This is a genomic window from Nocardiopsis coralliicola (assembly GCF_054779695.1).
This window is the reverse complement of the sequence record NZ_BAAGXT010000027.1, coordinates 1-15,557: the sequence shown is the minus strand read 5'-3', so window position 1 is coordinate 15,557 and position 15,557 is coordinate 1. Positions and strand designations below refer to the sequence as shown.

General features: G+C 74.1%; 8 protein-coding genes. 2 read left to right on the top strand and 6 right to left on the bottom strand.

Going from position 1 to position 15,557, the window contains the following annotated elements:
• Positions 1-57: 57 nt before the first annotated feature.
• Together ACYVGT_RS18265 and gatB are read right to left on the bottom strand one after the other, a co-directional pair.
• Complete coding sequence (locus ACYVGT_RS18265) at positions 58-2,790, bottom strand: putative bifunctional diguanylate cyclase/phosphodiesterase (protein ID WP_460859923.1); 2,733 nt, start codon at positions 2,788-2,790, stop codon at positions 58-60.
• Positions 2,791-3,183: 393 nt separating this feature from the next.
• A complete protein-coding gene (gene gatB, locus ACYVGT_RS18260) occupies positions 3,184-4,680 on the bottom strand; it encodes an Asp-tRNA(Asn)/Glu-tRNA(Gln) amidotransferase subunit GatB (RefSeq protein ID WP_460860018.1) in 1,497 nt (498 codons plus the stop codon).
• A 322-nt stretch (positions 4,681-5,002) separates the two neighbouring features.
• On the opposite strand from gatB, the gene ACYVGT_RS18255 reads away from it, so the two are divergent.
• Positions 5,003-6,262, top strand: coding sequence for a thioester domain-containing protein (locus ACYVGT_RS18255; RefSeq protein WP_460859920.1), 1,260 nt, complete (start codon positions 5,003-5,005; stop codon positions 6,260-6,262).
• Between the two features lie 586 nt (positions 6,263-6,848).
• A complete protein-coding gene (locus tag ACYVGT_RS18250; RefSeq protein ID WP_460859918.1) occupies positions 6,849-8,042 on the top strand; it encodes a thioester domain-containing protein in 1,194 nt (397 codons plus the stop codon).
• 211 nt (positions 8,043-8,253) lie between these two features.
• Here ACYVGT_RS18250 and gatA read toward each other — a convergent pair whose 3' ends face one another.
• From gatA to ligA, 4 genes are all read right to left on the bottom strand, one after another.
• On the bottom strand, positions 8,254-9,753 hold the full coding sequence (gatA, locus tag ACYVGT_RS18245) for an Asp-tRNA(Asn)/Glu-tRNA(Gln) amidotransferase subunit GatA (RefSeq protein ID WP_460859916.1): 1,500 nt from the start codon (positions 9,751-9,753) through the stop codon (positions 8,254-8,256).
• Positions 9,754-9,755: 2 nt separating this feature from the next.
• Positions 9,756-10,055 carry an Asp-tRNA(Asn)/Glu-tRNA(Gln) amidotransferase subunit GatC gene (gene gatC, locus ACYVGT_RS18240; protein ID WP_460859914.1) on the bottom strand — a complete coding sequence of 100 codons (300 nt, stop codon included), beginning with the start codon at positions 10,053-10,055 and terminating at the stop codon, positions 9,756-9,758.
• A 396-nt stretch (positions 10,056-10,451) separates the two neighbouring features.
• On the bottom strand, positions 10,452-12,518 hold the full coding sequence (locus tag ACYVGT_RS18235; RefSeq protein WP_460859912.1) for a putative bifunctional diguanylate cyclase/phosphodiesterase: 2,067 nt from the start codon (positions 12,516-12,518) through the stop codon (positions 10,452-10,454).
• A 679-nt stretch (positions 12,519-13,197) separates the two neighbouring features.
• Positions 13,198-15,411, bottom strand: coding sequence for an NAD-dependent DNA ligase LigA (ligA, locus tag ACYVGT_RS18230; RefSeq protein ID WP_460859910.1), 2,214 nt, complete (start codon positions 15,409-15,411; stop codon positions 13,198-13,200).
• Positions 15,412-15,557 lie beyond the last annotated feature (146 nt).

Genomic DNA, 15,557 nt, shown 5'->3' with positions numbered 1-15,557 from the left:
CCCCCGCCGGGCCTGGAGGGTCCTCCGGTCAGCGGCAGGGGGCGTCGGCGTGCGTCGTCAGAGCGTGATGCCGGCGCCGCCGACCAGCGCCTCCATCCCCTCGGCCGCCATCGGGCGGGCCACCAGGAAGCCCTGGCCGAAGCCGCAGCCCATGGCGCGCAGCTTCTGCAGCTGCTCGGGCCGCTCGATGCCCTCAGCGATCACCTGGACGCCCAGGTCCTGGCCGAGCCGGATGAGGGTGTGGGTGAGCAGCGTGACGGTGCCGTCGGTGCCGAGGTCGCGGACGAAGGAGGGGTCGATCTTGATCGCGTCGACCCGCAGTTCGCGCAGGTGGGCCAGTGACGCATACCCCATGCCGAAGTCGTCGATGGCGAGCCGCACGCCCAGCCGGCGCAGCGCGGCGAGCCGCTCCACGGCCTCGCCCTGGTCCTCCAGCAGGACCTCTTCGTCGACCTCCAGGGTGAGCACCGAAGCGGGCAGGCCGCTCTCCTCCAGTGCTCCGGCCACCGTCTCCACGAACTTCGGCGAGAGGATCTGCTTCACCGACAGGTTGACCGACAGCGCGATGTCCCAGTCCGCGGCCCGCCAGATCGCGACCCGCTCGCACGCCTCGCGGAGGATCCACGCGCCCAGCGGCACGATCAGGCCGGACTCCTCAGCGGCGCCGAGGAACCCGGCCGGCGGCACCAGCTCGGCGTCCCCGCCCCCGCGCTTCCAGCGCACCAGCGCCTCGACCGCGGTCACCTGGGAGCTCTCCAGGTCCACCACGGGCTGGTACTCCAGGGTGAAGGCACCGTCGGCGAGGGCCTGGCGCAGCTCGGCCTGCAGCTCCAGCCGGCCGACCACCCGGGCGTGCATGTCGGCGGCGTAGATCTCCATCCGGCCGCCGCCCTGCTCCTTGGCGCGGGCCAGCGCCATGTCGGCGTTGCGCAGCAGTTCGCCGGCGTCCATGTCGGGCTCGGCGAACGCGGCGCCGGAGGCGGCGGTCAGCAGCACCTCGCGGTCGGCGATGTGGAACGGCTCCGCGCCGATCGTCTGCGCCATCCGCTCGGCGAGATCGGCGATGCGCTGCGCGGTCAGGCCGCCCTCGACCAGGACGGCGAACTCGTCGCCGCCCCACCGGGCCAGTGTGGTGCCGGACGGCGCCGTGGCGCGCAGCCGGCGGGCGGCCTGGGCCAGCAGGTAGTCGCCGGCGCTGTGCCCGGCGGAGTCGTTGACCGCGGTGAAGCCGTCCAGGTCGAGGAAGATCGCGGCGACTTCGCCGCCGTCGGCCCCGGCACCGCCCGGGCCGCCGTCTGCGCCGACAGCGCGGCCGGCCAGCGTCTCGCGGGCGCGCTCCTCCAGATAGGCCCGGTTGGGCAGGCCGGTGAGTCCATCGTGGAACGTCAGGTGGTTGACCTGGTCCTCCAGCGCCACCTGGGCGCTGATGTCGCGGGTGGTGACCAGCAGCCGGTCGGGCTCGCCGGGCTGCTCGTACAGCGACACGGTGGACTCGGTGTGCCGCCACGTCCCGTCTCCGGCGCGGGCGCGCACCCGCAGGTGCACGCTGTCCGAGCCGCGCTCGAACACCTGCGCCACCGCGCCGGCCCGGGGCAGGTCCTCGGGGTGGATGATCGCGGTCAGCGGCTCGGCGACCAGGTCGTCCAGCCCGTAGCCGAAGGACTCGGCGGCGCCCGGGCTGGCGTAGAAGACGCGGCCGTCCTGCTCCAGGATGAGGATGACGTCGCCGCTGTTGCGGGCCAGCTCGTGGAAGTGGCTCTCCCGGGTGCTGAGCATCCGGGTGAGCGTGCCGTTCTCCTCCAGCAGGCCCACCATGCGCACCAGCAGTACCAGCACCGACGACCCGGCGGCCACGGCGAGCGCGGGCGCGACGTCGGCCATCCGCAGCGCGGCGATGGTGAGCACGACGGCGCCCACCGCGAGTGCGCCGCACGCCGCAATCTCGGGAGCGAACCGGTAGAGGGCGCGGCCGGTGATGCGCCGCGGATCGGCGCCGGCCCGGTCCCGGATCAGCCAGGGCAGCAGCGCCAGCAGCGCGAAGCCGAGCACCCGGACCGGGTACTCGATGCCGCCGGCCGGCGCGGTGCCGGTGAGCCGGGTGACGGCGCCGATGAGGTCGGCGCCGCACACGATGACGAACGCGCCCATCGCGATGAGCACCGCGCGCCGGGTGCTGTGCGGCGAGGTGAACACCAGCGGCGCCAGCAGGCAGAGCACCGCGATGTCGGCGACCGGGTAGACCAGCGCGAAGCCGAGGAACTCGCCGCCATCGCTGAGCTCGGTGTAGAGCGGCGCGAACAGCAGCAGCCACACCACCGAGAACACCGCGGCGGCCGCGACGTAGCTGTCGGTGAAGTGCCGGGTGATCGGGCGCATGCCGTGCGGCAGCGGGGCGAACCGGATGAAGCCCAGCACGAACAGCGGCAGCGCGGCCAGCGAGAACAGGTCGCTGAGGGTGAGCGACACGGCGGGGCTGGTCACCAGCAGCCCGGTGAGGGCCAGGGTGACGGCGCCGGCGCTCCACGCGGCAGCGGCGAACCCGAGCAGGCGCATCGCGCCCGCGCCGTCGGCGCCGTCGGCGTTGGCCGCGTCGTCGGCCGAGGTCGCGGCGCGCTGGCGGGACGCGTACAGCAGCGACGCCGCGGCGGCCGCCGCGGCGACACCGGCCGGCCAGCTGCCCAGCGCCGAGGTGAGCGTCACCCCGGTCCCCGTCGGCACCAGGGTGCCGAGGGCGTAGAGCACGGTGACCGCCGCGATGCCGGCGATCCAGATCCGGTGTATGCCCGTCATGGGGCCACCGCCGCGGGCGATCTCACTGGGCACCCCTTCGGTCGATGGCGCTGTGCACTGCGGCGCATCCGCCGCCGTTCGGCGCTGCGCCGGTGCCCCGGCGCTGCGCTCCGTCCCCCGGAGCCGTCCGCTCCGGCACCGCTCCGGCACATCCGGGCCCGCGGCGCGGCCGCACGGCCTCCGGTACTGGCCGGCGGCGCTGCGCAGCACCGCGCGGCGCACTGGCACCAGCGGCACACCGGGCACCGTTCCCGCCGGTCACGGCATTCCTTGCGCCGCAACGGTATGCACGCAAGGTCACGCTGGGATTGAGGACGGGCGGAGACCCGGCGACGAACCGTGCACGGTGGGTGACCGCCATCACTCCCCGCCCCGCACCGGATCCGGCACTGATCAGCCGGCCCCGAGCCGCTCCAGGATGAGCTCGCGGGCGCGCCCGGCGTCGGCCTGGCCGCGAGTGGCCTTCATGACGTCGCCGACCAGCTTGCCGGCCGCGGCCACCTTGCCGCCGCGGATCTTCTCGGCCACATCGGGGTTGTCGGCGATGGCCTGGTCGACCACCGCGCCCAGCTCCGCGTCGTCGCTGACGACGGCGAGCCCGCGGGCCTCGACGACCTCGTCCGGGCCGCCCTCTCCGGCGAGCACGCCGTCGACGACCTGGCGTGCCAGCTTGTTGGTGAGCGTGCCCTCGGCCACCAGCGCGCAGACCCGCGCGACCTGTTCCGGACTGACCGGCAGCGCGGCGAGCTCGGTACTGCGGTCCGAGGCGGCGCGGGACAGCTCGTTCAGCCACCACTTGCGCGCCTCGTCCGGCCCTGCGCCGGCGGCGACGGTCGCGGCGACCAGCTCGATGGCGTCGGCGTTGACGAGGTCGCGCAGCTCCTCATCGGTGAGCGACCACTCGGCGCGCACCCGGGCGCGCTGGGCGGAGGGCAGCTCGGGCAGCCCGGCGCGCAGCTCCTCGACCCAGTCGGCGCTCGGCGCGACCGGCACCAGGTCGGGGTCGGGGAAGTAGCGGTAGTCCTGCGCCTCTTCCTTGCTCCGGCCGGACACCGAGGTACCGGTGTTCTCCTGGAAGTGGCGGGTCTCCTGCACCACGCGGCCGCCGGCGTCGAGCACGCCGGCCTGCCGCTCGATCTCGGAGCGCACGGCGCGGTCGACCGAGCGCAGCGAGTTGACGTTCTTGGTCTCCGAGCGGGTGCCCCACTCGTCGGAGCCCGCCGGCGACAGCGACACGTTCACGTCGCAGCGCAGCGAGCCCTCCTCCATGCGGACGTCGGAGATGCCCAGCGAGCGGGCGAGCGCGCGCAGTTCGGCGACGTAGGCGCGGGCCACCGCCGGGGCGAGGTCGCCGGCGCCCTCGATCGGGCGGGTGACGATCTCCAGCAGCGGGATGCCGGCCCGGTTGTAGTCGACGTTGGAGTGGTCGGCGCCGTGGATGCGGCCGGTGGAGCCGCCCACGTGGGCGCTCTTGCCGGTGTCCTCCTCCATGTGCACGCGCTCGATGGGCACCCGGACCTCGCGGGGGCCGTCCGGCGTGTCGACGGTGACGTCGAGGTGGCCGTCGCTGCACAGCGGCTCGTCGTACTGGGAGATCTGGTAGTTCTTCGGCATGTCCGGGTAGAAGTAGTTCTTCCGGGCGAACCGGCACCAGGACGCGATGGAGCAGTTCAGCGCCAGGCCGAGGCGGATCGCGCTCTCCACGGCGGTGGCGTTGACCACCGGCAGCGCACCGGGCAGGGCGAGGCAGACCGGGCACACCTGGGTGTTGGGGTCGCCGCCGAACGCGGTCGCGCACGCGCAGAACATCTTCGAGGCGGTGCCCAGCTCGATGTGTACTTCGAGGCCCAGCAGCGGCGCGTACCGCTGCACCGCGTCCTCGTACGCCACCGGCGCCGGAGCTCCGCTCGCGGCAGGGGCGTTCTTCACCGCGTCGACCATCGCCGCACAACCCGTTCTGTTCATCCGTGGACATCGGCCCGGGGCGCGCCGCGCGCGCCCCGACTGCACCGCTCCCCCTGCCGGCTGCACGCCGGCGCGGAAGCGGGGATCTGCCTGAAGCCTACCGATGCCGCGGACCTGCCCGAGCGGGCCGGGCGCAATGTCACAGAGCGCGCACGATCGGGATACGGGGGGCGGTTCCTCCCGACACGAGGGGGCCCGGCGGCTACGCTGGCAGCAACCACGTTCCGCGCGAAGGAGATCACGCACCGTGTCCCGTGCTGCTCTGCTCCGCCGCCGGACGGTCCTGCGCGCCCGTCGGGCGGCTGCCGCACCGGCCCGCTCCCGCTCGTTCCTGCGCCCCGTCCTGGCCGCCCTGCTGGCCGGCGCCTTCGCCGCCGCGGCAGCCGTCGCCGCTCCGGCCGCACCCGCTTCCGCGCAGGGCGGCGTGTCGCGGGTGGAGCGCGAGGCCGTCCCCGGCGCCCCCGTGGTCCTCTCCAACGGGCGCGAAGTGCCGACCGCCCTGTACCGGCTCCGCATCACCGACGACGCGAGCGCCGCCGCCTACGGCACGGCGCTCGCCACCGAGCCTGACCCGTCCGCCCCCTATGTCGAAGGCGGTTGGGACGACGCGGCCCCGGGCACCGGGGCCGACCGCGCCGCCGGCCCCGTCACCTGGATCGTGCGCAACGCCTACCCGGAGAACGGCCTGGACACGCTGGCCCGCCGGGCCGGGCTGTCCGAGCTCTCCGAGGCCCAGGCCATCGCGGCCGCCCAAGCCGCGATCTGGCACTACACCGACGGCGCGGAGCCCGCTCCGCCGCGCAGCGGCGCCAACGACCCCGGTGTCCTCCGCCTCTACCGGCACCTGGTGGACGGCGCGGAGGGCCAGGACGGCCCGCTCGCGGCGCCGGCGCTGCACCTCTCCCCCGAGCGGCTGGACGGCGGTGGCCCCGGCGGCCCGATGGGGCCGTTCACCGTGTCCACCACGGCCTCCGGCCCGGTCCGGGTCGACGTGCGCGGTGCGCAGGGCGCGGCGCTGACCGACGCCGACGGCACCGCGCTGCAGCGGGTGTCCGACGGCGGCGAGTTCTTCCTGCGCGCGCCCGACCCGGGCGCCGCGGGCGTGGCCACCGTGTATGCGGCGGTGGAGGATGCGGCGATCGAGCCCGGCCGCCCGTTCGTGGGCCGCGACGGCGTCGCCGCCGTGGCGATGGTGACGGCCGAGGCCGCCTCGGCGCCGCGCACCGACACCGTCAAGGCCGTGTGGGGCCCTGATGCCACCGCTCCGGCCGAGGCCGCTCCGACGGCTCCCCCGCCGGGGACGCCGGTGGCGCCGGACGCCGCGGGCCCGGTCCCCAGCGGGCAGCCCGACGCAGCTCCCGCGCCCTCACCGTCGCCGCAGCCCGGAGCGGATGAGCCCGCGGCGCTCGCCCGCACCGGCACCTGGCTGGGCAGTCTCCTGGCGGCCGGCGCGGTCCTCGCGCTGGCCGGGGCGGCGGCGATGGCCCTGGCGCGGCGGCGGCGCTGAAACCGGCGGCCCGATTGCGCACTCCGGCTGCCGCGCGGGCCGGCACCCCCATTGCGGCGCCGCCCCACCGCAATCAATGGTCCCGAATGCCCCAGGGGGCACGGAACACTGCGTAATCACGCGGCCTGAGACCGGAGTCACGCCGGCCGCGGCAGGGCGCAGAGTTCCGCAAACGGCCACGTCGGCAGGTAAACCACCGGGGTCCGAAAACGTCAGGGCAGCGGCACGAGAGCCCGTTGTCCACAGCCCCCGAACTCGCGGTTTTCGACATTTCCGCAGGTCGAGAATTGCGACATAGTGCCGCGAGCCCGACCTAGCTCATCGATTCTGACTAATTCCGCGAACCATGTTGGAAGACCGTAATCGGGTCGCTAAGATCAGGCGGTGCGGTAGTCCGGAAGCCCCACCACGCATCTCAATTCCCGAGAGCCACGGCCCGCGGCCGCCCTTCGAGCGCCCGCGTCCGCCGCGCCGTTCCGGACCCGCACCCTCGGGCCTGCGCCCACCCCGATTTCCACCGTGCCCTCCAGCACGGCGTGGGTGCGCCCGCCGCAATCCGGTTCCCTCAAATCCACCGGGACACAATTTGATCGAGACGACCATTCCGCACAGCGCACCGCGCCGCGGCCGGCGCGCGGCCGCCTTCGCGGCCGCCACCACCGCCGCCGCCCTGGCCTTCGGGTTCTCCGGGGCCCCCGCCCTGGCCTCCGGCGCCAAGGGCGTCTACGACGGCACCAGCACCGCTGGCCAGAAGGTCTCCGTCAACGGCAGCACGATCGGCACCAGCGTCTTCGACCTCACCCTCGAAGACGGCACCGTGCTGAAGACGTACTGCATCGACTACGAGACCAACATCCGCAAGGGCGCGGCCTACCAGGAGGACGCCTGGGCCAACTACCCGGGCAAGGGCTCCACTGAGGACGCCGGCAAGGTCCACTGGATCCTGCAGAACTCCTTCCCCAAGGTCGACGTGGCCACGCTGGCCGAGGCCACCAAGATCGAGGGCCTCACCCAGGAGCAGGCCATCGCGGGCACCCAGGCCGCGATCTGGCACTTCAGCAACGGTGTCGAGCTGGACAAGGGCAAGGACGGAAACGTCGATGCCCTGTACGACAGCCTGGTCGAGAACGCCCAGGACCAGGAGGTCGAGGAGCCGCAGGCTTCGCTGACCATCACCCCCGGGTCCGCCGAGGGCACCGCCGGCGAGACCATCGGCGAGTTCACGGTCGCCACCAGCGCCGACTCCGTGCCGCTGACCCTGGACGCGCCCGAGGGCGTGCAGCTGGTCGACCTTGAGTCGGGCGAGCCCGTCGAGGAGGTCGCCAACGGCGACACCTTCGGCTTCCAGGTCGCCGAGGACGCCGAGGCCGGCCAGGCCAGCGTCTCCGGCACCGTCTCGGCCACGGTCGAGGTCGGCCGCCTGTTCAAGGGCGCCGAGGGCGAGGAGGCCACCCAGACGCTGATCACCGCCGCCGGCAAGTCGACCGAGGTCACCGCCGGCGCGTCGGTCTCCTGGGCGGCGTCCGAGGGCGGCGAGACCCCGCCGCCGCCGGAGGAGACGGAGACCCCGGAGGAGCCGTCGCCGTCGCCCAGCGCTCCGGAGGAGACGGACAAGCCGGACGACAAGCCGGCCCCGGAGAAGGACGAGGACCAGGGCGGCCTGCCGGTCACCGGTAGCGCCCTGACCGCGCTCATCGGCGCGGCCGTCGCCGCCGTCGCGGGTGGCGGTGCGGCCATGTACCTGAGCCGCAAGCGCCGCAGCGCCGTCGACGAAGCCTGACCGGATCCCCGGTCCGGCCCGTCCGGAACTGCACACGGCCCCGCAGCCGCCCGGCTGCGGGGCCGTGGCGCGTCCGCGGGCACGGCAGGCGCCCGGCCCGGCACCGCTGCGGTGCGGCCGGGGGGCTCCGCCGGCACGGGTACAGCGCACGCGGCGCCCCCGGCCGGTGGCCGGGGGCGCCGAAAGGTGCCGAACTGCAGGCCTGCTTGCCCTAGACCGCGTAGGGGCTGCGGTCGAGGAACGCGGCGCCGTCGCGGTCGCGCAGCGCCGCCTCCAGGGCCGCGCCCACCCTGTAGGTGCGGTCGTCGGCCAGCGCCGGCGCCATCACCTGCAGGCCGACCGGGAGGCCGTCCTCCGGAGCGAGGCCGCACGGCACCGACAGGGCCGCGTTGCCCGCGAGGTTGGTCGGGATCGTGCACAGGTCGGCGAGGTACATGGCCATCGGGTCGCCGGTCCGCTCCCCCAGCGGGAACGCCGTGGTCGGCGCCGTCGGCGACACCAGCACGTCCACCTGGCCGAACGCCGCGTCGAAGTCCCGCTTGATGAGCGTGCGGACCTGCTGCGCCGAACCGTAGTAGGCGTCGTAGTAGCCGCTGGACAGCGCGTAGGTGCCGAGGATGATGCGGCGCTTCACCTCCGGGCCGAAGCCCTCGGCGCGGGTCAGCGCCATGACCTCTTCGGCGCCGCGCGAGCCGTCGTCGCCGACCCGCAGGCCGTAGCGCATCGCGTCGAAGCGGGCCAGGTTGGACGACGCCTCGCTCGGCGCGATGAGGTAGTAGGCGGCCAGGGCCGTGTCGAAGCTCGGGCAGGAGACCTCGACGACCTTCGCGCCGAGCGACTCCAGCAGCTCGACGCTCTCCTGGAACCGCTGCAGCACGCCGGCCTGGTATCCCTCGCCGCCGAACTCGCGCACCACGCCGATGGTCATCCCGAACACGTCGGCCCGGCGCGCCGCCTCGACGACCGGCGGCACCGGCGAGTCGATCGAGGTGGAGTCGCGCGGGTCGTGCCCGGAGAATGCCTCCTGCAGCAGCGCGGCGTCCTCCACGGTGCGGGCGAACGGGCCCGGCGTGTCCAGCGAGGACGCGAACGCGATCAGCCCGTAGCGGGACGAGCCGCCGTAGGTGGGCTTCGCGCCGACCAGGCCGCAGACCGCGGCCGGCTGGCGGATCGAGCCGCCGGTGTCGGTGCCGGTCGCCAGCGGCGCCTCGAACGCGGCCACCGCCGCAGAGGAGCCGCCGGAGGAGCCGCCGGGCACGCGGCCGGTGTCCCACGGGTTGCGGGTGGGGCCGAACGCGGAGTTCTCGGTGGAGGAGCCCATCGCGAACTCGTCCATGTTGGTCTTGCCGAGCACCACCATGCCGGCGGACTTCAGCCGCTCGGTGACGGTCGCGTCGTAGGGCGGTGTCCAGCCCTCGAGCATGCGCGAGGCCGCCGTGGTGGGCATGTCGGAGGTGGTGAACACGTCCTTGTGCGCGATCGGCACACCGGCCAGCGGGCCCAGCTCCTCACCCGCCGCGCGCCGCTCGTCCACCGCGCGCGCCTGCGCCAGCGTCGCCTCGCGGTCCACGTGCAGGAACGCGTTGATGCCGCCGTCGACCTCGCCGATACGGTCCAGGTAGGCGGTCGCCGCGTCGGCAGCCGACGCCTCGCCGCGCGCGATGGCCGCACCCAGCCCGGCCGCGCTCAGCCCGATCAGTTCGCTGCTCATCGCTACTCCTCCTCGCCCAGGATCTGCGGGACGCGGAACCGCTGGTCCTCCACCGCCGGGGCGCCGGCGAGCGCCTGCTCGGGGGTGAGGCCGGGCTGCGCCTCGTCGGGGCGGTAGACGTTGGTCAGCGGCAGCGCGTGCGAGCTCGGCGGGATGTCGCCCTCGGCGGCCTGCTGGACCTTCGCCACTGCGGAGATGATCTCGTCGAGCTGGGCGGCGAGGGGTTCGAGCTCGTCCTCGTTCAGTGCCAGCCGCGACAACCGGGCGAGGTGCGCGACCTCATCACGGGTGATGGCGGTCATGTAGATACGTACCGTTCTCTGCTCTGGGGCCGTCGAGTGCGCAGCCGGAGGGGACCCAACCGCCAGGCACACCCGACCACACGCGGTTCACGACAAGCCAATCCTATGGCCGCACAGCACTCCTCTGCCGAAGTCGACCGACAGCCGCCCGCCCACGACGCGCCCACCGCGGGCGATGGCGCAGTACCTCCGGACATGTACCGCTCTCTGCTCAGAGCCGTCGGGCGTGCGTTCACCACGCCCCGATCCTATGACCGCGCGGCAGTCCTGCGTCGGGGTCCGCCCCGAGTCCGGCCGCCCGGGTCCGCTCCGCGGCGCGGGCGGGTCGGGGGCCGCCGGCGTTCCCCGAATACGCCCGGGCGACGCGCAGCAGGACAGTTGCCCACCCAACACGCCCTAGAACTGCCCGATCCTGCGCTCGCCGGGGAGTCCGCCGGGATCGGGCGGGTACTCGGCGCGGAGCCGCGCGGTGACCGCCGCGGCTTCCAGGGGCGGCGCGAAGAAGCGGCCCTGCGCGGCGTCGCAGCCCATGGCGCGCAGGGCGTCGGCGGTGGCGGAGTCCTCCACGCCCTCGGCCACCGAGCGCATGCCGAGGGTGCGCACCAGGGCGACCGCCGACGCGACGATGGTGCGGCCGTCTCCGCCGTCCGCGATCCGGCGCACGAAGGAGGGGTCGACCTTGATCTCCTCCACGGGCAGGCCGTTGAGGCGGGCCAGGGTGAAGTAGCCGGTGCCGAAGTCGTCGAGGCTGAGCGGCACGCCGATGTCGGCCAGCGCCAGGATGACCGGAGTGACCGCGTCGGCCTCGGCGACCACGACGCGCTCGCTGATCTCCAGGCGCAGCGCCGCGGCGGGGACTCCGTGCCGGCGCAGGGCGGCCTCGACCACGCCGGGCAGCGTGGGATCGAGCAGTTCGCGGGCAGACAGGTTCACCGCGACCGGCACGGTGTGGCCGGCGGCCCGCCATTCGGCCAGCCGGGTGAGGGTCTGCTCCAGGACCTCGTGGGTGAAGCCGCGGATCAGGTAGGACTGCTCGATCAGCGGCACGAAGTCGTGCGGCTCCAGCACGCCGCGCTGCGGGTGCCGCCAGCGCACCAGCGCCTCCAGGCCCACCGTGCCGCGGGTGGACAGGTCGACGGTGGGCTGGAAGAACATCTCCAGCTCCTTTTCGACCAGGGCGCGGCGCAGCTCGCCGAAGAGGCTGAGCCGGGCGGTGGAGTGGCGGTCCTTCTGCGGCGTGTAGGACTCGGCGCCGGTGCGGCGCTCCTTGGCGACGTACATCGCGACGTCGGCGCGCTGCAGCAGCATCTCGAAGTCGGGCGCGTGCTCGGGGAACAGGGCGATGCCGACGCTGGCCTCCAGGTCGAAGTCCATCCCGTCGATCCGGGTGGGCTCGGCGAGCGAGACGCGCAGCCGGGCGGCGACCTCCCGGGCCGAGGCGGCATCGCGCACCTGCGGCAGCAGCACGGCGAACTCGTCCCCGCCCAGCCGCGCGACCAGGTCGCCCGGGCGGACGCTGTGGGTGAGGCGCAGCGCGACGATCTGCAGCAGCCGGTCACCGGTGGGGTGGCCCAGGGTGTCGTTGACCTCCTTGAACCGGTCCAGGTCGAGCAGGAGCAGCCCGACGCGGTGCCCGCGCTGACGGGCCTCGGTCAGCGCCTCCTCGGTGCGCAGGATGAGCAGCTTGCGGTTGGCCAGGCCGGTCAGCTCGTCGTGGTTGGCCTGGTGCTCGCGGGTGACCGAGAGGGTGGCGCTGACGTAGAGCGCGGCCAGGGGCAGCGCGAACAGCGGGACCAGCCAGATCGACTGCGCCATGGTGACGACGACCAGCGGAGCCAGGCCGAGCAGCACGCCGTTGACGAAGAGCCGCTGGCCGAAGTCCTTGCCCAGCACCGTGTGCAGCGGCGCCCGCTCGTGCATGGCGACCGCGCACTCGACCAGGACCAGGTTGGTCACAAAGTAGGCGGCGGCCGCCAGCGCGACGAGCAGCAGCTCGGCGCCGTCGGGCACCCACGGGTAGGCGGAGGCGGGCGCGTGGAAGAGCCGCAGGACGGCGTCTGCGACGCCGAGCGAGAGCACGTACTGGCCGGCGTTGAACGCGGTGCGGTGCAGCGAGTGCCGGCGCATCGTCCCCGCGACGAGGGTGGCCACCGCCTGCACCGCGGCGGCCGCGGGCAGCCCGACGAAGATGAGCAGCGCGAAGGAGAACGGCAGCGAGGTGGGCGCGCCTTCGTCGGTGGCCGACCCGGCGGTGGCGATGGGGCGCAGTTCGCCGAGGACCACCATGCACAGGACGACCCAGACCAGCGGCTGCTCGGCGAGGAGCAGCAGGTTGTCCCGCCCCGACCACGCCAGCGACCCGGCCAGCAGCGCCGCTCCCGCGGCCGTGCCGCCGGCCAGGTACCACCAGAGCGGGGTGCCGGCCCGCGGGCCGATGTCCCGCGTGTTGTTCGGGTCCCTCATCAGCTCGGTACCTGTCCCGGTATCCGTTGCGGCGGTTGTCGTCTCGGTACGTCCATGCGCGGTGCCGGTTCCCACCCTTTCCATCCGAGGCGGCAGCGGATGCGGCCGGTTCGGCGCCGCGAAACGACCGAATCGGTGCCCGCGACTCTGCCCAGCTTACGACTCTTCATCACCAGGTGTCGCCATACGGGGACGTTGCGTAAGACGTCGGCCGAAAGGTCGGGTATCGCGCGCCCGCCCCCAGAGTACTGCGACGGGTAGCGCCGCGGTCGCGCATGGTGGGCTGTTTCAGCGCACGGCGGTGCCGCGGGCGGGCACGCCGGGGAAGCTCCGGCCGCGCGGGAGGGAGCGGCCGGCGCTGGGCTGACGCGGAAGCGTGCGGCTGCCGCGGGGCAGCCGCCCGCTTCCGGCGCCGCGGTTTCAGACGCTTCGGCGCCGGCTCCCGGCGGTTGGCCGGTACCGGCTGCGGCGGGGCCCTGTCGCCCGGAGCACCACCTCCGGGCGCGCGCCCTCGGGGCGTGCCGGGCGGACGGCGTCTGCCGCGAGCGGTGCCGGCAGTGCACCCGCCGCACGGCCGACGAGGGGGTCAGGGCGGGCTTCTCCCGTCGAGGAGAGGAGATACGTCGCGAGGGGCGCGCCGGGGCGCCGCGCAGCAGGACAGGTGCCCGCCCGGCACGCCCTAGGCGTCGGCGGAGTCCCCGCCGGCGCCGTCCTCGCCGCCGGTGACGGCGACGGCCGCGGCCGCCTCCGGGCCCTGCCGGAGCAGGACTCCGAAGCCGTCCTCGTCGAGCACCGGGACACCGAGCTTCACGGCCTTGTCGTACTTGCTGCCCGGACTGTCGCCGGCCACCAGGAAGTGCGTCTTCTTCGACACCGAGCCGGAGGCGCGGCCGCCCTGCTCCGCGATGGCCTCCTTGGCGCCGTCCCGGGTGAAGCCCTCCAGCGATCCGGTCACGACGACGGTGGTGCCGTCGAGCGGGCGGGGCCCGCTGTCGGCGCCCTCGTCGGCCATGCGGACACCCGCGGCCCGCCATTTGGCGACGATGTCGCGGTGCCAGTCCTCGGCGAACCACTCGCGGATGGAGGCGGCGATGGTCGGTCCGATCCCCTCGACCGAGGCGAGCTCCTCCTCGGTTGCGGACTCGATCGCATCCATCGAGCGGAAGTGCCGGGCCAGGTCCTCGGCCGCGCGCGGGCCGACGTGCCGGATGGACAGCCCCACCAGCACCCGCCACAGCGGCCGCTCCTTGGCCGCCTCCAGCTCGGCGAAGAGCCGCTCGACGGTCTTCTTCGGCTCGCCGTCGGCGTTGGCGAAGAACGTGACGACCTTCGGCTCACCGGTCTTGGGGTCGGTCTTGGGCTCGGTCGTGTCGGGGTCGAGTACCAGGGTGCGGATCGGCAGCAGCTGCTCCACAGTGACGTCGAACAGGTCGCCCTCGTCGGCCAGCGGCGGCTCGGCCGGCTCCAGCGGCTGGGTGAGCGCTGTTGCGGCGACGTAGCCGAGCGTCTCGATGTCCAGCGCCTTGCGGCCGGCGACGTAGAACAGCCGCTCGCGCAGCTGGCCCGGGCAGCGCCGCGCGTTGGGGCAGCGCAGGTCGACGTCGCCCTCCTTCTGCTGGCCGAGCGGTGTGCCGCACTCCGGGCACGTCTCCGGCATCTGGAAGGGCCGCTCGGAGCCGTCCCGGCGCTCCGCGACCGGGCCGACGATCTCCGGGATCACGTCGCCGGCCTTGCGCAGGACGACCGTGTCGCCGATCAGGACGCCCTTGCGCGCGACCTCCTGCGCGTTGTGCAGGGTGGCGAACTCGACTTCCGAGCCGGCGACGCGCACCGGCTCCATCACCCCGTACGGCGTGACCCGCCCGGTGCGGCCGACGTTGACGCGGACGTCGGTCAGCTTGGTGGTGACCTCCTCCGGCGGGTACTTGTAGGCGATCGCCCAGCGCGGCGCACGGGAGGTGGAGCCGAGGCGGCGCTGCAGGGTGACGTCGTCGACCTTCACCACGACGCCGTCGATCTCGTAGGCCGGCTCGTGCCGGTGCTCGCCGTAGTAGTCGACGAAGGCGCGCACCTCGGCCAGGGAGCCGACCACCCGGTACCGGTCGCTGATCGGGATGCCCCAATCGCGGAGCAGGTCGTAGACGTGCGACTGGTGGGTGAACTCCACCCCGCGGTGCGCGCCGACGCCGTGCGCGATCATGGTGAGCGGCCGGGTGGCGGTGATCCGCGGGTCCTTCTGGCGCAGCGAGCCCGCCGCGCCGTTGCGCGGGTTGGCGAACTCCGGCTTTCCCTCGGCGAGCAGCCGGCGGTTGAGCGCGCCGAACTCCTCCACCGGCAGGAACACCTCGCCGCGTACTTCGAGCAGCTCGGGCGCCGGGCGGACCGACCCGTCGAGGTGGTCGGGGACGGCGGCGATGGTGCGCACGTTGAGCGTGATGTCCTCGCCGACGCGCCCGTCGCCGCGGGTGGCGGCGCTGGTCAGCCTGCCGTTCTCATAGACGAGGTCGACGGCGAGCCCGTCGATCTTCAGCTCGCAGAGGTACGCGTCGACCGGTGCCTCGCCGGCCACCCGGTCCGCCCAGGCGGACAGCTCGTCGGCGCTGAAGGCGTTGGCGAGGCTCTCCATCCGGCGCAGGTGCTCCACCGGCGCGAACTCGTTGCTGATCGGCGCGCCGACCTTCTGGGTGGGCGAGTCCTGGGTGACCAGCTCCGGATAGCGCTCCTCAAGGGCACGCAGCTCCTGCATGAGCCCGTCGTACTCCGCGTCGGAGATGATCGGGCTCTGCATGTAGTAGCGGTAGCTGTGGTCGTCGAGCTCCTGCGACAGTTCGGCGTGGCGCTCGCGCGCCTCAGCGGGGACGGGATCAACGGCGGCCGAGTCTTCCGCGCTCACCACGGCGTCCTTTCCTGTGTGCCGCCGCAGGGGCGGCGGCTCTCGGGCGCGCGGGCGCGCCCTGCGGTCTGCTGCGGCCGGCCCCGGGGCTGCGGGGCCGGCGCGGTCAACGGGTCGGTCGGCGCAGCCGGCGCGCCCCGGCCGCC